General features: G+C 68.5%; 21 protein-coding genes. 10 read left to right on the top strand and 11 right to left on the bottom strand.

The window, feature by feature from the left end:
* Window positions 1–89: 89 nt before the first annotated feature.
* On the top strand, window positions 90–713 hold the full coding sequence (locus ACGGCP_RS05030) for a hypothetical protein (RefSeq protein WP_392961213.1): 624 nt from the start codon (window positions 90–92) through the stop codon (window positions 711–713).
* On the opposite strand, the gene ACGGCP_RS05025 is transcribed toward ACGGCP_RS05030, so the two are convergent.
* Window positions 635–2,968, bottom strand: a complete 2,334-nt coding sequence (locus ACGGCP_RS05025) for a germacradienol/geosmin synthase (protein ID WP_392961211.1) — start codon at window positions 2,966–2,968, stop codon at window positions 635–637. The two genes, ACGGCP_RS05030 and ACGGCP_RS05025, sit on opposite strands and share 79 nt — an antisense overlap.
* Window positions 2,969–3,185: 217 nt before the next feature.
* Here ACGGCP_RS05025 and ACGGCP_RS05020 point away from each other — a divergent pair, with 217 nt between their 5' ends.
* Window positions 3,186–4,463, top strand: coding sequence for a SpoIIE family protein phosphatase (locus ACGGCP_RS05020; RefSeq protein WP_392961209.1), 1,278 nt, complete (start codon window positions 3,186–3,188; stop codon window positions 4,461–4,463).
* A 92-nt stretch (window positions 4,464–4,555) separates the two neighbouring features.
* On the opposite strand, the gene ACGGCP_RS05015 is transcribed toward ACGGCP_RS05020, so the two are convergent.
* Window positions 4,556–5,488, bottom strand: a complete 933-nt coding sequence (locus ACGGCP_RS05015; protein WP_392961206.1) for an NADP-dependent oxidoreductase — start codon at window positions 5,486–5,488, stop codon at window positions 4,556–4,558.
* A 151-nt stretch (window positions 5,489–5,639) separates the two neighbouring features.
* Between ACGGCP_RS05015 and ACGGCP_RS05010 the strand changes: the two genes are divergently transcribed.
* Window positions 5,640–6,164: a MarR family winged helix-turn-helix transcriptional regulator gene (locus ACGGCP_RS05010; protein ID WP_392961203.1), complete on the top strand. Its 525-nt coding sequence runs from the start codon at window positions 5,640–5,642 to the stop codon at window positions 6,162–6,164.
* Window positions 6,165–6,169: 5 nt separating this feature from the next.
* Here ACGGCP_RS05010 and ACGGCP_RS05005 read toward each other — a convergent pair whose 3' ends face one another.
* From ACGGCP_RS05005 to ACGGCP_RS04990, 4 genes are all read right to left on the bottom strand, one after another.
* On the bottom strand, window positions 6,170–6,523 hold the full coding sequence (locus tag ACGGCP_RS05005) for a DoxX family protein (protein ID WP_392961201.1): 354 nt from the start codon (window positions 6,521–6,523) through the stop codon (window positions 6,170–6,172).
* 155 nt (window positions 6,524–6,678) lie between these two features.
* A complete protein-coding gene (locus tag ACGGCP_RS05000; protein WP_392961199.1) occupies window positions 6,679–6,978 on the bottom strand; it encodes a hypothetical protein in 300 nt (99 codons plus the stop codon).
* Entirely contained in the window at window positions 6,978–7,328 is a 351-nt protein-coding gene (locus tag ACGGCP_RS04995; protein WP_392961197.1) for a hypothetical protein, read from the bottom strand. Before ACGGCP_RS04995 ends, ACGGCP_RS05000 begins: the two co-directional genes overlap by 1 nt.
* Window positions 7,325–7,735, bottom strand: coding sequence for a hypothetical protein (locus ACGGCP_RS04990; RefSeq protein WP_392961195.1), 411 nt, complete (start codon window positions 7,733–7,735; stop codon window positions 7,325–7,327). Before ACGGCP_RS04990 ends, ACGGCP_RS04995 begins: the two co-directional genes overlap by 4 nt.
* A gap of 95 nt (window positions 7,736–7,830) precedes the next feature.
* On the opposite strand from ACGGCP_RS04990, the gene ACGGCP_RS04985 reads away from it, so the two are divergent.
* The 3 genes from ACGGCP_RS04985 (at window position 7,831) to ACGGCP_RS04975 (ending at window position 9,478) form a co-directional block, all read left to right on the top strand.
* Complete coding sequence (locus ACGGCP_RS04985) at window positions 7,831–8,886, top strand: helix-turn-helix domain-containing protein (protein WP_392961194.1); 1,056 nt, start codon at window positions 7,831–7,833, stop codon at window positions 8,884–8,886.
* A complete protein-coding gene (locus ACGGCP_RS04980) occupies window positions 8,883–9,116 on the top strand; it encodes a DUF397 domain-containing protein (protein WP_392961191.1) in 234 nt (77 codons plus the stop codon). The genes ACGGCP_RS04985 and ACGGCP_RS04980 overlap by 4 nt, the downstream gene beginning before the upstream one ends.
* 149 nt (window positions 9,117–9,265) lie before the next feature.
* Entirely contained in the window at window positions 9,266–9,478 is a 213-nt protein-coding gene (locus tag ACGGCP_RS04975) for a DUF397 domain-containing protein (RefSeq protein ID WP_392961189.1), read from the top strand.
* Between the two features lie 75 nt (window positions 9,479–9,553).
* Here the strand turns inward: ACGGCP_RS04975 and ACGGCP_RS04970 are convergent, their stop codons facing one another.
* Genes ACGGCP_RS04970 through ACGGCP_RS04950 form a run of 5 tightly spaced genes read right to left on the bottom strand, consistent with a single transcriptional unit; the run spans window position 9,554 to window position 11,843 of the window.
* Window positions 9,554–9,817 carry a hypothetical protein gene (locus ACGGCP_RS04970; RefSeq protein WP_392961187.1) on the bottom strand — a complete coding sequence of 88 codons (264 nt, stop codon included), beginning with the start codon at window positions 9,815–9,817 and terminating at the stop codon, window positions 9,554–9,556.
* A gap of 15 nt (window positions 9,818–9,832) precedes the next feature.
* Window positions 9,833–10,432: an EndoU domain-containing protein gene (locus ACGGCP_RS04965; protein WP_392961185.1), complete on the bottom strand. Its 600-nt coding sequence runs from the start codon at window positions 10,430–10,432 to the stop codon at window positions 9,833–9,835.
* A gap of 8 nt (window positions 10,433–10,440) precedes the next feature.
* Complete coding sequence (locus ACGGCP_RS04960) at window positions 10,441–11,151, bottom strand: WXG100 family type VII secretion target (protein ID WP_392961182.1); 711 nt, start codon at window positions 11,149–11,151, stop codon at window positions 10,441–10,443.
* On the bottom strand, window positions 11,152–11,466 hold the full coding sequence (locus ACGGCP_RS04955; protein ID WP_392961179.1) for a type VII secretion target: 315 nt from the start codon (window positions 11,464–11,466) through the stop codon (window positions 11,152–11,154).
* Entirely contained in the window at window positions 11,463–11,843 is a 381-nt protein-coding gene (locus tag ACGGCP_RS04950; protein WP_392961176.1) for a YbaB/EbfC family nucleoid-associated protein, read from the bottom strand. Before ACGGCP_RS04950 ends, ACGGCP_RS04955 begins: the two co-directional genes overlap by 4 nt.
* Window positions 11,844–12,226: 383 nt before the next feature.
* Here ACGGCP_RS04950 and ACGGCP_RS04945 point away from each other — a divergent pair, with 383 nt between their 5' ends.
* From ACGGCP_RS04945 to ACGGCP_RS04930, 4 genes are read left to right on the top strand one after another with little or no spacing between them, the layout of a single operon-like run.
* Window positions 12,227–13,648, top strand: a complete 1,422-nt coding sequence (locus tag ACGGCP_RS04945) for an FAD-dependent oxidoreductase (protein ID WP_392961174.1) — start codon at window positions 12,227–12,229, stop codon at window positions 13,646–13,648.
* Window positions 13,645–16,122, top strand: coding sequence for a nitrite reductase large subunit NirB (gene nirB / locus ACGGCP_RS04940; protein ID WP_392961171.1), 2,478 nt, complete (start codon window positions 13,645–13,647; stop codon window positions 16,120–16,122). Before ACGGCP_RS04945 ends, nirB begins: the two co-directional genes overlap by 4 nt.
* A gap of 5 nt (window positions 16,123–16,127) precedes the next feature.
* Window positions 16,128–16,469: a nitrite reductase small subunit NirD gene (nirD, locus tag ACGGCP_RS04935; protein WP_392961169.1), complete on the top strand. Its 342-nt coding sequence runs from the start codon at window positions 16,128–16,130 to the stop codon at window positions 16,467–16,469.
* A complete protein-coding gene (locus ACGGCP_RS04930) occupies window positions 16,469–17,623 on the top strand; it encodes a uroporphyrinogen-III synthase (RefSeq protein WP_392961166.1) in 1,155 nt (384 codons plus the stop codon). Before nirD ends, ACGGCP_RS04930 begins: the two co-directional genes overlap by 1 nt.
* Window positions 17,624–17,730 lie beyond the last annotated feature (107 nt).

Below are 17,730 nucleotides of genomic sequence, written 5' to 3'. Positions count from 1 at the left end.
GCCAAATGGCCATTGAACCCACCAAACTTCATGAAGCAGAATATTCACGTGGATATTAGTGAATTCCGGAATCAAGGTCGGAGACTGACATGCGACGGCTCATAGCGCTCGTCATCGCCGCCGTCGCGCTCATGGCGCTTCCGGCGCTCGCGCTGGCCTTCGACGGCCGCGGAAGGCCCGAGGGCCGCCCCGACTACCCGACCCGGCCGGACTATCCGACCTTCTGCATCACCTACCCCGAGTACCCGACCTACCCGGAGTACCCGACCTATCCGGAGCATGCCGAAGGGCGGCACCACAACTGCCCGGAGCCGCCGGAGCCCTCGCCCGAACCGCCTTCACCGGAACCCCCTTCCCCCGAGCCGCCGAGCCCGGAACCCCCGAGCCCGCCCGCTCCCGAACCGCCCGCGCCGAACCCGCCTGAGCCCCAACCCGAACCGGAACCCGAGCCGGAGCAGCCGGAACCCGAGGTCCCGCCCGCCCCGGCCTCGCCTGAGCCGTCGACTCCCGCCGCCGACCCGCCCGCCGAGTCCCCCGCCCCGCCGCGCGACCCCGGGCCGCTGCCCGAGGCCCTCGCGGTCGAAGAGGAGGAGGCCCCCGAAGTCGTCGCCGAGGACGACGGCGGGGCGACGCCTCAGCGCCGCATGGTCGCCGCGGTCGTCGGATTCGCCGTCGCCACAGGCGCGGGCGCATCGCTGGCCCGCCGCAGGTAGTCCTTCCACGACGGCGGCCGCAGTCCGGCGGTCGCCGTCGCGGGCAGCTTGAACTCCTTGGGCGCCTCCGGTTCCACAGTGGCGCTCTTCGGGAACGCCCTCGGTCCGCCCGCCGCACCCGGGCCCGCCATCATGAGCGGCCGCAGCTTGTCGTCCTGGTAGCGGGCGGTGAAGCGGTGCCAGTTGAGGATCGCCGCGTTCCAGTCCCGCAGGCTCAGCACATAGGCGTCGAGCGCCCGCTGCTCGTCCGCGTCGAGGTCGAGCTCCGCGACGACCGGCGGCAGGTCGTTCTCGGCGATGAACTGGAACTGCTCGACACGTGCCGACATGAGCGCGTTGACGACGTCCATCGCCTGGACCGGCCCGCAGTCGAGGTACTCCTCGACGACCGTGACGGCGTTGGCGATCTGGCCCTCGAACTCGGTCTCCTTGCGATACGAGAAGAGGTCGTTGACCAGGCACGACTGGTCCATCGCGGCCGTCTCCATGGCGCGGATCGGCCGGGACTGGAACACCGCGTCCGGAATCTCGCGGCCGGCCTTCAGCCTGGCGAGCGCCATGGTCATGTCGGAACCGAACGTCCTGCGGCGCATCTCGACATAGTCGACCGGGTCGGGCACGCGGTTCTGGTTCTCCGAGTGCAGCTCCCAGAGCCAGGACTCGAGCATCACGGTGACCGTGGCCTTGAACTCGGCGCGCGCCCGCTCATTGAACTGGGCGGCGGTGCGCTGCCACAGGTCGGCCAGGCCCATCTCGATCGGGTTGGCCGGGACCGGGGTCGGGCCGAGGTCCAGCGGCAGGAATTCCAGGAGCCGCTGGTGCTGCGCGATCGCCGGGGCGAGGTTGCGCCCGCGTCCGAACACCGCCGGGTAATAGTCGTCCCCGTAGGTGCCCCAGGCGAGCCAGTCCGCGGAAGTGTCCAGCTCCGCCTGCGCCGCTTCAGGAGCGATGCCCGCGGAGCAGAGCGCGAAGTCGAAGCCGAGGAACTGCTCCCGGTCCCACAGGCCCGAGCCAGGCAGCGCCGGATCGGGCGCGAGGAACCCCATCGCCGCCGCCCACTCCTCCCCGTGGCGACGGGCCTGGTCGAGCAGCGGATTGAGCCGCAGCTCGTAGGGCAGGTGGATCTCCGGCAGGGCGATCGGCCCGACCTTGCGGAACGGCTCGCGGGAATGCTGCTTCAGCCCCGACATCGAGATCCGGGCCGCGCCGGTCCCGATCCCGTTGGGGCCGCCCAGGACCCGCTGCGCCGCGTCGTTCATGTACCGGCTCGACCGCATGTGCCACTCGTGCCCGCCGGCCTGCCAGTCCTGGAGCCCCTTGGCGTACAAGGCGATCGCGGCCTGCTCGGGCGGGGAGAGCCGCTTGTCGGCGGCGAGGATCGGCACTTCGGTGAGGGCCGTGTTCTCGAACTGGTGGAGCCGCGAGGTGAGGATGTCGTTCACCAGGTTCGCGGCCTCCTGGGTCCCCATGCCGAGGAACCGCTCGAAGACGAGCACGGCGTTGGCGTTCTCGCCCTCGTCGGTCACTTCCCGCTCGTAGGAGAACAGGTCGTTGCGCAGGTGCACCGCGTCGCTGAAGGTGTCGCGCAGGACTTCGAGCGGCCGTTCGTACGCGACCGCGTCGGGCACCTCCGCGCCGACCGCGTACTCGACGATCCCCGCCGACCACGGCGCGCCGCCGACCTTGCGGCGCATCTCGATGTACTCGATCGGGTTCGCGACCCGGTCGGTGGTGATGTTCGTGAGCTCCCACAGGGACTCGAAGAGCAGGTTGACCGTGCTCTCGAGGAACCGCTTGCGCCAGCCCGTCGACATGCCGGGCGCGGTCCGCTGCCACAGGTCGATGAGCCCGAGCTCGACCGGGTTCTCCGCCTCGGGCACCGGCCCCAGGTCCAAGGGCATGAACAGCGGGATGCGGTCGAGGTACGCCTTGGCGCCCTTCATGTCCCGCGTCCGCTTGAACGCGTCGAGGAAGTGGTCGTCGAAGAAGAACACCCACACGTACCAGTCGGTGACGAGGTCGAGCGCGGGCGCGTCGCAGTCCGGGTGCGTGTACGCGCACAGCAGCCCGTAGTCGTGCCGGTCGAGCTCGGCCTCGTCCCAGATGACGCCGCCGCCCTCCGCCGGGGCGTCGAGCATCCCCATCTCCTTGGCCCACACCCGCGCGTGCACGCGAGCCCCCTCGACATTGGGATTCAGCCGCGCCGGGTACGGCTGATAGAACACGGGCAACACGAACGGGTGATTTTCTGCCATATCACTCCTTCGGGGAGAAACAGGATGATCGCAACGCGCACCACTGTAAGCCCTCAGGAGCGAACCCGCTACCCCCAGTTCGGGTGCAAGCCCGCCCTGCCGCCACCCTCGCGGCGGTCGACCTGGATTCCGGCGTGGCACGGCGGCGGGCTTCGCGTGCGATCAAGGGTTTGTTCGCAGGTCAGCGGGGGTAGCGTAACCATGGAGGTCTGAGTTCATGGATAGGACGCATGGGGCGCAGAGCCGGACGGCGATGACGGACATGGATTACGCGGCGCTGTTCGAGGCGATCCCGAGCCCGTGTGCGGTGCTCGGGCCGGACCTGGTGATCGTGGAGGTCAACGAGGCCTATCTCAAGACCACCGGCCGCTCCCGCAAGGACCTCCTCGGGCGTTCTATCCTCGACTCCTTTCCTGCGAACCCGGCCGACCCCGAGGCGGCCGGGATGGAGAACCTGAGCGCCTCGCTGGACAGGGTCCTCCAACTGCGGGGACCCGACACGATGGCACTGCAGAAGTACGTCATTCCCGCCACGGATCGGCCCGGCGGGTTCGAAGAGCGCTGGTGGTCGCCGGTGAGCACGCCGATCCTGGCTCCGGACCGGGCGGTCAAGTGGATCGTCGTCCGGGTCGAGGACATGACCCCGTTCATCAAGGCCATCGCCTCCGAGGACTGGGCGGCGGCCATGTCGTCGCTCGGGCCCGGCAAGGCGGAGACCGAGCTGTTCGTGCGGACCCTCGAGCTGCTGCACCTCAACCAGGAACTGCGGCTGGCCCACATGCGCGAGCACGAGACGACGGTCACCTTGCAGCGGACCATGCTTATGACGCCGGACTTCGAGCACCACGACGACGTCGCGATCCGCTACCTGCCCGCGGACGACTCGCTGACCGTCTCCGGCGACTGGTACGACGTCATCGACCTGCCCCGCGGCCGCTTCGCGCTGACGATCGGGGACGTCGTCGGGCACGGCCTGGAGGCCGCCGCAGTCATGGGCATGCTGCGAAGCGCGCTCAACGCCGCCATCCGCTCCCTGGAGCGGCCCGCGCACGCGCTGGAGGCCTTGGGGCTCTATTCCCGTTCGATGGAAGGCGCCCTGAACACCTCGGCCATCAACGCGATGGTGGATCCCGAGAGCCGACTGATCATCTACAGCAACGCGGGGCATCCGCCTCCGGTGCTGGTGCACGCGGACGGCGAGTGCGAGTTGCTGAACCAGGTCATCGACCCGCCGCTCGGTGCCCGTCCCCAGCATGTCCCCGCCTCGCAGGCGGGTCATCCCTACCGATCCGACGACACGCTCGTGCTCTACACCGACGGGCTGATCGAGCGTCGCGGCGAGGACATCGACGTGGGACTCGCCCGCCTCACCGCGGCGCTCGGCCGCCACAGCACCGACAGCCCGGAGCTCATGGCCGACGCATTGATGTCCGAACTGGACGTGGACAAGGGCAGCGCGCGCGACGACATCGCCCTGATCATCCTCCGGCTCTGAGCGGGCCACCGCCGACGTAGGACTCGCCGGGGCGGCCCACGCGGGGGAGTTCGCGAACCCGTCCCGCTCAGCCGAGCCCCGGCACCCCGGCGTCAGGGGATGAGCACCGTCTTGCCGAGCAGTCCGCCCGCGAACGCCCGATCGTGCACCGCTGCGAGAGCATCGAGCGGCAGGCGTTCGGCGACATCGATCCGGAGCTCCCCGGCATCGACCAGCGTCACCAGATCCGTAAGCCGCTTGGCGTCGCTGCGCACGTAGACCTGCTCCATGCGCACCCCGCGGCCGAGATCCTGCGGACCGGGAGTGGTGGCGCTGGCGAAGACGCCGCCGTCTGCGGTGAGCGCCGCCAGTGCGGCCGTCTCTTCTGGAGTGCTGCGCACGAGCTGGAGCACCTTGTCGAACCGCTCGCCCGCGAGCGCCTCCGTCACGGCCCGCTCGGTGTGGTCGATGATCCGGTCGGGGCCGTATGACCGGACCCGTTCAGTGCTGCGGGGGCTCGCGGTCGCGGTGACGGACGCCCCAGCGCGATTCGCGAGCTGGACCGCGTAGCCGCCGACCCCGCCGCCCGCGCCGTTGATCAGGATGCGCTCTCCCGCTTGCAGGTCGAGGTGTTCGAACAGGGCCTGGTGCGCGGTGAGCCCGACGGCGGGCAGCGCTGCGGCGTCGGCCAGCGGCACGGTCTTGGGTGCGGAGGCGAGGAGGGCGGCAGGGACCGCGGCGTACTCGGCGGCGGCGCCGTTGGCGGGCGGCGAGAGGTACGCGATGACCGCGTCGCCGATGTTCCAGCCGGTGACGTGCTCGCCGAGGGCGGTGACGGTTCCGGCGACGTCGACTCCGGGCGTGAACGGGAGTTCGACGGGCATGAACTCGCGCAGGATCCCGGTGCGGATGGCGGCGTCGAGCGGGTTGAACGAGGTTCCGGCGACCTTGACGACGACTTCCAGGGGGCCGGGAGTCGGCTCCTTGATCGTTTCGAGGGTCAGGACTTCGTTGCCGCCGTAGGAGTGGAAGCGCACAGCTTGCATGAAGGGCTCCTTGAGAGATCAGGATCCGAAGCCGGTTGCTTCGAATTCGTAGCTTCTCTCGAGCTTAGGATGCTTTGAATTCGAAGCACAAGGGCTGGGCGGAGTGGCGATGGCCACATTGCTTCGAATTCGAAGCGGATAGGATGCGAGGGTGAGCATCAAAGGCATCGACCTCGGCGACGTCCAACCTCCTGAACTGCGGCAGTTGCAGGCGTACTTCGCGCTCACCGAGGCTGTGGCGCTCCTCAACCACCAGGTCGAACAGCAGCTCCGCGCCCAGGGGGAGATTTCCGCGGTGCAGTTCGAACTGCTCATGGCCCTCGTCAAGACCGAGTCCCTCTCGATGACGCAGCTGGCCGACGGCGTCGTCTACAGCAGGAGTGGCCTCACCTATCAGGCCGGACTCCTGGAGAAGGCAGGCTTGGTCACCCGCAGGTCGAACCCCGAGGACGAGCGCGCCACGCTGCTCGCGATCACCGACAAGGGCCGCGAGACCGTCGCGAAGGTCCTCCCCGGCCACATCGAGGTCACCCGCCGCCTCCTCTACGAGGCCGTCTCCGACGAGGACCTGGATCGCCTGCGCGACATCATGACCCGCGTCCGCGACAACATCCGCACCGAACCACCCCGATCCGCAGCCCCGCGCAAACGCCGTCCCGGCCGCACGAATCCATAACGCCCTCAGGCAGAGGCGACTCGGAGGATCAGCGCGGCGAGCGAGAGGACGGTCAGGCCTACTGCGGCGCCCATCGACTGGTTCGGGCGGCCTGACTTGAGGTGGAAGCCGACCGCTCCGGCGAAGTAGAGGGTCGCGCCAGCGGCCGCGGCGGCGCCGATCGGCCACCACCACAGGCCGATGATCAAGCCGACCGCTCCCGCGATGGTGAGCGCGCCGAGGACCCACATCCGTTCGACGGGGAAGCCGACTTCGGTCATGAGGTCGGCCTGCCCGCGGTTGCCGGTCAGTTTGGCCGCCCCGCTGCCCAGCATGGCGACTGCGAGGACGCAGCAGACGATGACTGTTGCGATGAACATGACGGACCTCCAGCCGAGGCTTCCGAGAACGCTCGATTTCGCCCAGCGTATGGCTGTGGCCGGGTGGCGCGGCGCGTATCGCGGAACGCCAGCGCCGAGGTCGCTGATCTGCTCGAACGCTGCGCTGGACGGTCCGGGCAGCGGTGTCGGCTTGGCTAGTTTCTGCGGGAGATCGCTCGGGATCGGGTCTCGACGGTCTCGCGCATCGGGTCCTTTTGCCAGGCTGGGTGCCATTCTTCGGCGTCGGGGGAGGGCGGTTCGGTCAGGATGGCTATGAGTCGGGGTCCGGCTGTGGTCATTTCGTCTGCGGTGAGGCGGTGGAGGGCGGGGTCGGTGCGGGAGCGGAAGACGGTGAAGCGGACTCGGTCTCCTCTGCCGATGCCGATGTAGAACTCGCCGAGTTTGGTCCAGTCGGGCGAGTTCGCGGTTTCGTCGCGGAGTTCGATCGGGATCATCAGCGGTCACCGCCGGGGGTGGTAAGGGAGGCGTTGGTGGGAGCGGCGGCGGTTGCGTTGGTGGCGAGGCGTTCGCAGTAGCGGGTGGCGAAGAATTCGGCGAGGCGGAGTCGGTCGACAGCGGTCCAGTCGCGGCGGTGGGCTGGGTAGATGGTGGTCTGGCCGGTGCCGTCGGTGATCGAGTCGACCACGCCGATGGTCGTCGGGGTGCCTGGGTAGAGCTGGTGGAGGACGACGGTTCCCGGCTCGGCCTCGGTCACGGAGCCGGAGATGACCTTGACGCCGATGACTTCGGTGCCGATCTTGGTCTGCGCGGGAGTGGGTGGCGCGGTGGTGGAGTGGTCAGTCATCGGGCCGCCGCCTCGAGTTCTCGGCGGAGGGCCGTGAGCGGGTTCGGCGGGGTCGGGTACGGGCTTGGCTTGCGGCGTCGGTGGCGGGCGGGGGGACGGGAGTGGAGCCGGGCGGAGGTTCGGGGGCCCGCGTGGGTGCCGGACCGGTTGTGGCGGCGGAGGCTGAGGTCGGACTCGGTGATGTCGCCCGAGTCGAGCGCGGCGGTTCGCTGGGGTTCCGTTGCGGTGTAGAGGAAGAGGCGCGCAGCTGATTCGCGGGCCGCACAGCCGTGGGCCTTCCAGAGGTCGCCGCACCAGTCGCAGCGCAGGCGGCCAAGCCCGAGCCAGGTCCGGTAGGGCTGGTGGAGTTGCAGGCTGATCTTGGTCCAGGCGGGTACCGGGTCGACGGGTACGCTGATGAGACCCATGGAAACGCTCGTTTCTCTGAGGTGAGCGGCCCGCGCCGGGTGACTCCGCCAAGAATCTGTCCCAGCGCGGGCCGCAGTCTGTGTGCGGTTGGCCGATGCGATGCGCCGCCGCTAATGACCGGTTGCGGCGGTGTTCATCACCTTTCGATGGTGGCATGCTGGATGTCTGGAGTCAAGAGACACGCCGTGATTTAATTCAAACGGTGTACGGACGATTTCGGATCTGGTGTCCGGGTCGCGAAGCCCGTACGATGTTCGGCACCCCGCATCTCCCGGAAGGCAGTGAGGAACGAATGGCACAGCGGAATCCCTCCTGGCGCGCGCGGAAGTTCGGCGACCAACTGCGCGAACTTCGCAAGGACTGCGGCATGACCTCCCACGAGGTCGGCGAGATCCTGGGGCGCGGCCAGGCGTATGTCGTGCGCTTCGAGAACGGGCGCTACCCGGTCGGCGATCGCGAGCTGGTGCAGCTGATGGACCTGTACCACATCTCCGATATGGACCAACGCGAACGGCTGCTCCGCGACTCGGTCGAGGTCGCGAAGCGCGGCTGGTGGGAGGGGTACGTAACCGACAAGGCCTTCGCCGACTTCCTGTGGGCCGAGAATCGCGCGAGCAGCATCAAGATCTTCCAGCTCGACACCGTGCCCGGCCTACTCCAGACTCGCGCGTTTGCAGAGTCGCTCATTAAGGCGGGACCGAACGGAGATGATGAACTGCAGGTTCGCCGGGATCTTGAACAGCGACAGATGCGGAGCCGGGTTCTCAAGCGAGACAGCGCTCCCGAGGTTCAGTTCCTCGTTTCCGAAGCCATCCTTTGGCAGCGAGGTGCGGCGTTCGAGGTATTGGCAGAGCAGTTTGAGCACCTGCTCAAGATCGTGGAGCTCCCAAACGTTGAGCTTCGAGTACTGCCTTTGGAGTCCCGGGGCCACACCGAGGCGGCAATCGCGACCGGGTTCCGCATCTTGGAGATGCCCGATGACTGGCCGACACTGGTTCAGATCGAGACGGGTCCAGCGGGCTCGGTGGTGCTAGAAGAGCCTGACATAGACTCATTCTTGACGGCGTTCGCCAAGCTCTGGGATGATTCCGCCCTGTCTCCGGGCGACTCCGTTGCGAAGATCAAGACCATCGCAGAGGAACTGAAATGAGTGAGATGTCCGACCGCGAGCTGAACCCGTGGGCCCGTAGCCGCTTTCGCAAGAGCGCTCGCAGCGACAGCACCAGCAACGGTCAGTGTGTAGCAGTTGCGGTTTGGGGCATCGAGGTTGCAGTGGGAGACACCAAGTCTCCTGTTGCCGACAGCTTCGCCCACCTCCGCGTGAGCTCCTCCGACCTCGCCGGGCTTCTTGCCACGATCAAGGCTGAAACCTCAGCGTAGACCGGCCCGTCCGCGAGAAGTCAGGCGCGCTTCCCTTGAACGGGAAGCGCGCCGCTGCTTTGTCCGCGAATTGGAGGATGTCTGTGGAGGTTGACCTCTGTAGCGTGGATTGCGTTCGCTGGAATTCGTGTGATCAAGGAGGTCCTGGAATGAAAGCAGATCAGGTTCGTACAGGTTGGCGGAAGAGCAGCCGCAGCAACGGAGGTAGCAGCGGGAACTGTGTTGCGGTGGCTGTTCACGGCGGTGATGTCGCGGTGGGAGACACCAAGTCTCCTGTTGCCGACACCTACGCCCACCTCCGCGTTTCCGCCGCTGACCTTGGCGGCCTGATCTCCTCGATCAAGTCCGGCGAGATCGCTTAGGCGATCCGACCCAGCCCGCCACGCCAACGAACAAGGCGCGCTTCCCAAAAGGGAAGCGCGCCTTTGTGCTGCAGGTCAGGCGACTGTCAGTCGGTCGGCCAGGTCATCCGGGGTGTCCGGGGGGAGGGTCACGCTCTCTAGGAGCCACCTCAGGGTCGGGATGTCCTGAGGATCAACGGGCGTCTTGGCGCGGACGAGGGCGCTCACGAAGTCGACTGCGGCGAGGGACAATTCACCCACGAGGACCTTCGTGCGCAGCGAGTCCACCACTTGCGCGGCGAGCGACGGCGCGTACTTGCGCACCTGCTCCACCAGCGTGGTCCTGTAATCGTTCTGCACTGTCTTCCTCGATTTCTAGAACAAGAGGCCTTTGTCGTTGACCACGACGCCGTTGCTGATATTGCCCGGTGTCGGAAGCGGATAGCCGGTCCACACGGTCCCGTCCTTGTTGAGGACCACCTCGATCTCGACGCCGTTGTGAACCCCTCGTGCGGTGTAGCCGCCGCCGTCGCGTGGTGTCATCGAGGTCGGGTTGCGGGCCACGTTCTCGATGCCCGTGATGATGTCCGGGTCGTCCCAGGCGTCCGGGAACTCGGTGCCGCCGCCCGAGCCGGGCGCATGGCCGCCGCTGATCAGCTCGTTGCCGGGACCGTATTCACCGTAGAGGATGTGGTTCCGGCGCTTGGACGTGTCGCCGAGGTTCGGCATGTTCTTCAGCTGTTCAGGGCTCCAGCCGCTCGTACCCGGCTGGTTCGGGGTCGTCGGGGTGGACCCGCCTCCGGCCGCACCCTGGTCGTATTCGTCCCAGGCCGCCTTCGCGGCCGAAGAAACGCCGCTGACCGGGGGTTTGACCTTGGGGACGCCCGGCTTGGGACCGGGTCTCGGCCCAGGCTTGGGAGTGTTGAGCGCCAGGGCGATTGCGGCGACAACAAGAAGCTTGGCGAAAGCGCGCATCTCGTGGCCTAACTGTCGAGGAGCTGCTGGAGAGCCGTGAGGCTCTGGACGAGCGCGATGACGATGCCGATCACCGTCGCGAGGACCTGCGCGATCATGCCCGCCGCCTGCGCCGCGACGGCAGGGATGCCGACACCCGTCGCGCACAGCCCCAGCCACACCGGGAGGCGGATGAGCAGCGTGGCGACGAGCTGCGCGATGAGGTCGCGCACGAGTTCCCGGGTCACGGTGACGAGGGTTCCGGCGCCGGTGGTCGCCGCGCTCATGGCCGCGCACAGCTGCGCGAGCCCGGAGGTGCCTTCGACGTTGTGGGCCATGTTGGCCTTGTACGCCTCGGACGCATCGTCCTTCCAGCCGGTGATGTCGCTTTCCATGAACCCGGTGAGCTCGTCCTTGATGGCCTGGAGCTCCTCGGCCATGTTGGTCCACGTCTGGGCGTGCGCCGTGAGGATGTCCGCGTCGCCCGTGAGGTCGTCGAGCAGTTCGCGCAGCGGCCCGATGAGTTCGATGAGCCACGAGACGCCGGTGGAGACGATCGCGCCCAGCGGGTCGAGGAAGCCCACGGCGCTGAGCCCTGCGCCGACCCCGGCGAGGGAGGCGTCGACCCACTCCTCGGACTTGATGGCGGAGACGATGTCGGCGATGTCCTCGCCGATGCCCGCGCCCTTCCAGAAGTGGTGCGAGTCCTTGACGTCGGCGACCAGGGGGTTCTCTGCCATCTAGAACTCCCCGCCGAGCTTGTCGAATTCGCTTCCGGCGCTGGCGTCGGACTCGTCGTAGAGGTCGGCGCAGGTCCGGAGGGCTTCGACGTGGGTGCCGAGGTTGTCCTTGCCCTTGTCGAACAGGGGCTCGATCATCTGGTGCTTGTCCTCCAGGATCCCGGCCATCCACTCGCACAGCGGCCCGAACGCGTCCGGCGCGGCCGTGATCTGCGCGGAGGCGTCCTTGACGGTCGCGAAGCGCTGCATGAGGCCGTCGATGTGCCCGGCGTGGGTGCGCAGCTCTTCGGGATCAACTTCGATGCCGCTGCTCACTGGCCGCCGCCGAGGCGGTTCTGGAGGTCCTGGGAGACGGCGCGGCCGGTCTCGGAGTCGGCGCCGACGGTGTCGGCGATGACCTCCTGGGTCTGGGCGGCGACGTTCAGCTTGGCGGCGGTCAGGGCCTCCATGAGCGCGCGGGAGACCGCTTCGGGCGCGGTGCGCTGGATGCGCGCGGAGAAGTCGGCCTTGAGCAGGACGCCGCTGGAGTCGACGGTGACCGTGGCGAGCCCGTTCGCGTCGCTCGCGGTCGCCGTGAGGGTCCGCATCCGCGTCGCCATCTCCTGGGTCGCCGCCACCGTCTTTTGGAAGGCTGCCTGGCGTTCTTGAAGGCGGGCGACGGCGTCTTCGCCGCTCAGAACCCGTCTGTCCATGATCGATCACTCCTCGTGACACCGGATCCGGGCGCCGGCGTCCATCTGTTCGCGAGAATAGTCCAAGTGTTCAATCTCCCCTCGTGTCACGGACGCCTCATGTTCGTCCGATTGATCCCCTGTATCCGCGTTGCCGGTGCTCACAGGCGGTCCGGTATCCCGCACGAGCTGTCGACCGCTGGAATCGGGAGAGTGCGGACTACTTAGCACACGCGAAACATTCACCGCTCGATCGCGTAACAGGTCCAGGCGACTCTAGAGCCCAGTCGGGGACTGACAGCGTCGTCGCCCAGACAGCGCGCGGCGGGCGGGCTTGCGGGAAACGCGAGTTTGCGAGCCCACCGCCGTTTACGCAGTCAGTCCAGCACCGGGAGGTCCAGCGCGTGAAGGTCGCGATCGTCGGTTACGGCATGGCCGGGGCCCGCATCGCCCGCGAGCTCGGGCGGCGCGGCGTCGACGTCACCGTGTTCGGTGACGAGCCGCAAGCCGCCTACAACCGCATCCTGCTCTCCAGCATGATCGCGGGCAAGCAGACCGAGGACGAGATCGCCCTCCCGGTCCCGCCCGAGCATGTCGAGCTGCGCCTGGGTGAGGCGGTCGAGTCCGTGGACCTTGAGAACAAGGTCGTCAACGGAGTCTCCTTCGACAAGCTGGTCTTGGCCACTGGCGCGGGCGCTTTCGTGCCTCCCATCCCCGGCCTGCTTCCTCTTCCTACGGGCGCTTACGTGCTCCGGACCATCGACGACGCGCGCTCGATCCTCTCCGAGGCCGACAACCGGGCCTCGGCCGTGGTCCTCGGCGGCGGGCTCCTCGGCCTCGAGGCCGCGCGCGGCCTGGCCAAACGCGGCATGGACGTCACCGTGGTGCACGCGGCCGGGCACCTGATGGACCGGCAGCTCGATCCCCTGGGCGCCAAGGTCCTCGCCGATTCCTACGCGGAAGTCGGCGTCAACTCGATCGTCGACGCGCAGACCACGAAGGTCATCCACGGCGACGACGGCCTCACGCTCGTGCTCGCCGACGGCCGCACGGTCACCGGCCAGCTCATGGTCGTCTCCTGCGGCATCAAGCCGAACACGGCGCTGGCCCTGGAGATGGGTCTGGAATGCGGTCGGGCCGTGAAGATCGACGACCAGTGCCGCACCTCCCACCCGGACGTGTTCGCGGTCGGCGACTGCGCCGAGCACCGCGGGATCCCCTACGGGCTGGTCGGTCCCGCCTGGGAGCAGGCCGATGTCGTGGTCGACCTCCTCACCGACTCGAACCCGGACGCGGCCTACGAGGGCTCGCGCCTGGTCACGCGACTGAAGGCTTCGGGCATCGAGCTCGCCGCGATGGGCGACGTGGACGGCGACGAGGTCGTCTCGTTCGCGGACCCGACGCGCGGCACGTACGCCCGCTTGGTCATCGACGCCGAAGGCCGCCTCGCAGGCGCGGTCATGCTCGGCGACAACCCCATGGTGGGCCAGGTGGTCCAGTTGTTCGACACCGGCGACCCGGTGCCGCACGACCGCCGCACCCTCCTGATGGGCCGCCCCGGCGAGTCCGTGTCGGTGGCCCCCGATACTCCGGCATCCATGTCCGACGAGGCCGTGGTCTGCCGCTGCAACAACGTCACGAAAGGGGTCCTCGGCAAGGCGTTCCTCGAAGGAGCGCGCACGCCCGAGGCCCTGTCGGAGGCTACGCAGGCCTCGACGGGATGCGGCACGTGTGCCGAGGACGTCGCGGGTCTGTGCAAGTGGCTGAACAGCACCGTCGCTGGAATCGGTCAGGCTGCCGAGCAATTGAATGAGGTGTCAGCATGAGCAAGTTGGTAGTCATCGGCGACGGCATGGTCGGCCGCCGGTTCCTGGAAGCGATCACCCAGCGCGACCCTTCCTGGGAGGTCACGGTCCTCTGCGAGGAGCCGCGTCCCGCGTACGACCGGGTCCGCCTGTCGGCGTTCTTCGACGGCGTCAGCGCCGAGGAGCTCTCGCTCGCCTCGGACCTGCCGAACGTGGAGGTGAAGCTCGGCGAGGCGGCCGTCTCGATCGCCAGGACCAGCAAGGTCGTGTACTCCGACAAGGGCGAGTACCCCTACGACAAGCTTGTTTTTGCTACGGGCTCTTACGCGTTCGTGCCGCCGATGGAGGGCGCGGACCTGGAGGGCGTGTTCGTCTACCGGACCATCGAGGACCTCGAGGCGATCAAGACCCACTCCGAGGGGCGCCGTCACGGCGTCGTCATCGGCGGCGGGCTCCTGGGTCTCGAAGCCGCGAACGCTTTGAAGCTCCTTGGTCTTGAGACGCAGATCGTCGAGTTCGCCCCTTGGCTCATGGCCCGCCAGCTCGACGAGGCCGGCGGCGGCATCCTCAAGCAGCACATCGAGAAGCTGGGCATCGGCGTCGACTGCGGCACCGGCGGCACGAAGATCGAAGCGGTCGACGGCCGCCTGCGGATGGAGACGAACCGCGAGGGCGTCGCGTACGACACCGACCTGATCATCTTCGCGGCGGGCGTGCGCCCGCGCGACCAGCTCGCCCGCGAGTGCGGCATCGAGGTGGGCGAGCGCGGCGGCATCATCACCGACCTGTCCTGTGTCACTTCGGACCCCGACGTGTACGCGATCGGCGAGGTCGCGGCGATGGAAGGCATGTGCTACGGCCTCGTCGCGCCCGGTTATTCGATGGCCGAGGTCGTCGCCGACCGCATCGCGGGCGGGGAGGCGACCTTCCCGGGCGCCGACATGTCGACGAAGCTGAAGCTCCTCGGCGTGGACGTGGCGCAGTTCGGCGCCATGGAAGGCCCGCTGTCGACCACTTATCTGGACCCGGCGAACGGCACCTACGCCAAGCTGATCCTCTCGGACGACGCGCAGACCCTGTTGGGCGGCATGCTCGTCGGCGACGCCGAGCCGTACCCGCTGCTGCGGGCCTCGGTCGGCGGCAAGGTCCCCGGCAAGCTCGCCGACCTGCTGGGCGGCGGCGAGATCGAGGGGTCGCTCCCGGACGCGGCGCAGGTGTGCTCCTGCAACGCGGTCACCAAGGGCGACATCATGGGCGCCATCCACGAGCAGGGCTGCCAGGACGTCGGCGAGCTGAAGGCCTGCACCAAGGCCGGCACCTCGTGCGGCTCGTGCATCCCGATGCTGAAGCAGCTCTTGAAGGAAGGCGGCGTCGAGGTCTCGAACGCGGTCTGCGAGCACTTCACGCAGTCGCGCGCCGAGCTGTTCGACATCGTCAAGGTCACCGGCATCACGACGTTCTCCGAGCTCGTCGCCCGCTACGGCGTCGGCACCGGCTGCGACCTGTGCAAGCCCACCGTGGCCTCGATCCTCGCGAGCCTCTCCAACGGGCACATCCTCGAAGGCGAGCAGGCGTCCCTCCAGGACACCAACGACCACTTCCTGGCGAACATGCAGCGCAACGGCACCTACTCGGTCGTCCCGCGCATCCCCGGCGGCGAGATCACGCCGGACAAGCTCATCGTCATCGGCCAGGTCGCCAAGGAGTTCGACCTCTACACGAAGATCACCGGCGGCCAGCGCATCGACATGTTCGGCGCGCGCGTCGAGGACCTGCCGAAGATCTGGCGCAAGCTCGTGGACGCGGGCTTCGAGTCGGGACACGCCTACGGCAAGTCCCTGCGGACGGTGAAGTCCTGCGTCGGCACCGACTGGTGCCGCTACGGCGTCCAGGACTCGGTGAAGATGGCCATCGACCTGGAGCTGCGCTACCGCGGCCTGCGCTCGCCGCACAAACTGAAGTCGGCCGTGTCGGGCTGCGCGCGCGAGTGCGCCGAGGCCCGCGGCAAGGACTTCGGGATCATCGCGACCGAGCACGGCTGGAACCTGTACGTCGGCGGCAACGGCGGCTTCACGCCCCGCCACGCCGACCTGCTCCTGTCCGACGTGGACTCCGAGACGCTGGTGCGGACCATCGACCGGTTCCTGATGTTCTACATCTCGACCGCCGACCGCCTGCAGCGCACCTCGAAGTGGGTCGAGGGCCTCGAAGGCGGCATCGACTACCTCCGCGAGGTCATCGTCGACGACAAGCTCGGCATCTGCGACGAGCTCGACGCCCTCATGGAGAAGCACGTCGCGAACTACGCCGACGAGTGGAAGGGCGTCATCGACGACCCCGAGAAGCTCCAGCGGTTCGTGTCCTTCGTCAACGCGCCGGACGCCCCAGACCCGAAGATCGAGTTCGAGGAGGTCCGCGGCCAGAAGTTCCCGGCCGGGACCACCGAGCGCTCGCACAGCACGCCCGTCGCCCTCGGCACGCCGATCAGGAAGTGATTCGTATGCAAACGATCTGCGATTTCGACCGCATCATTCCCGGCCGCGGTGTGGCCGCCCTCCTGGAGGACGGCACCCAGGTCGCCGTGTTCCGACTCCACGACGACAGCCTCTACGCGGTGTCCAACCTGGACCCGTTCATGGACGCGAACGTCATGAGCCGGGGCCTCGTGGGCGACCGCGGCGGCGAACCGGTCGTCACCAGCCCCCTGCTCAAGCAGGCGTTCTCGCTCAAGACCGGCGTCTGCCTCGACGACGAGACGGTCGCGCTGGAGGTCTTCGCCGTCGAAGTCCTCGACGGCGAGGTCCGCGTCGGCGTCAACTCGGAAGTGAAAGCGAGCGCCTGATGGTCGCAGCCCAAGCCCCTTCCCGCCAGGCCCTGGCCGACTCGTCGCTCGCTCCGCTGACCGGCTACACCGTGGCCGTCACCGCGCAGCGGCGCGCCGACGAGCTGGCGACCCTCCTCGAGCGCCGCGGCGCCCGCACGGTGGTCGCCCCGACGCTGCGCATCGTCCCCCTCCCGGACGACGAGGCGCTGCGAGCGGCCACTGTGGAGCTCATCCGCGAGGCCCCCGACCTCGTGGTGGCGACCACCGGCATCGGCTTCCGCGGCTGGCTCGAAGCCGCCGAGGGCTGGGGCATGGGCGACGACCTGCTCACCGTGCTGGGCCGCGCGCGCATCCTGTGCCGCGGCCCGAAAGCCCTCGGCGCGGTGCGCGCGGCCGGCCTCACCGAGGAGTGGACCGCTCCGAGCGAGACCGGCGACGAAGTCGTCGAATACCTGCGCGAGCGCGGCGTCAACGGCCAGCGCGTCGCGATCCAGCTCCACGGCGACCCCGCCGAGGACTTCATCCAGACGGTGCGCGACGGCGGCGGCGCGGCCGTCGCCGTCCCGGTCTACCGCTGGACCCTGCCCACCGACATCACGCCCGTGCAGCGCCTCGTGGACGCCATCTGCGCCCGCCGCATCGACGCCGTGACGTTCACGTCGGCCCCGGCCGCCAACGCGCTCTTGCGGATCGCGGGCGACCAGGCCGCCGACATGCTCGAGGCGTTCCGCGCTTCCGCGGAGGACAACGGCGTCCTCCCGGTCTCGGTCGGCCCGATCACGGCCGCGCCCCTGACGCGGCTCGGCGTCGAATCGGTGCAGCCGCAGCGGGCCCGCCTGGGCGCGCTCGTGCGCACCGTGGCCTCGGCCCTGCCGAAGCGCTCGCGCAAGCTCCAGCTCGCGACCGGGCACAGCATCGAACTGCGCGGCCACATGGTCCTCCTCGACGACCAGCCGTTCCAACTCCCGCCCGCCCCGATGGCCGTGATCCGGGCGCTGGCGTCCGCGAACGGCAAGGTCCTCTCGCGCGCCGAGCTCCTCGGGCACCTGCCCCGGGGCGCGGACGGCCACGCCGTCGAGATGGCGGTCACGCGACTGCGCGACGCCGTGCACCTCAGGTCCTGTGTGGAGACCGTCATCAAGCGCGGTTACCGCTTGAACCTCGAAGTCTGAATTCCGCTGCTCGCGCCGCCCCACCGTCCCCCCGGTGGGGCGGCACTTCGCGTTCTCCGGCCACCGCACGGCCGTTGACCGGCCATTGAGGATGGGTGGCGGGACGC

The sequence above is a fragment of the Glycomyces sp. NPDC048151 genome (genome assembly GCF_043202775.1).
Classification (GTDB): Bacteria; Actinomycetota; Actinomycetes; order Mycobacteriales; family Micromonosporaceae; genus Glycomyces.
This window is presented reverse-complemented; position numbering and strand designations above follow the sequence as displayed.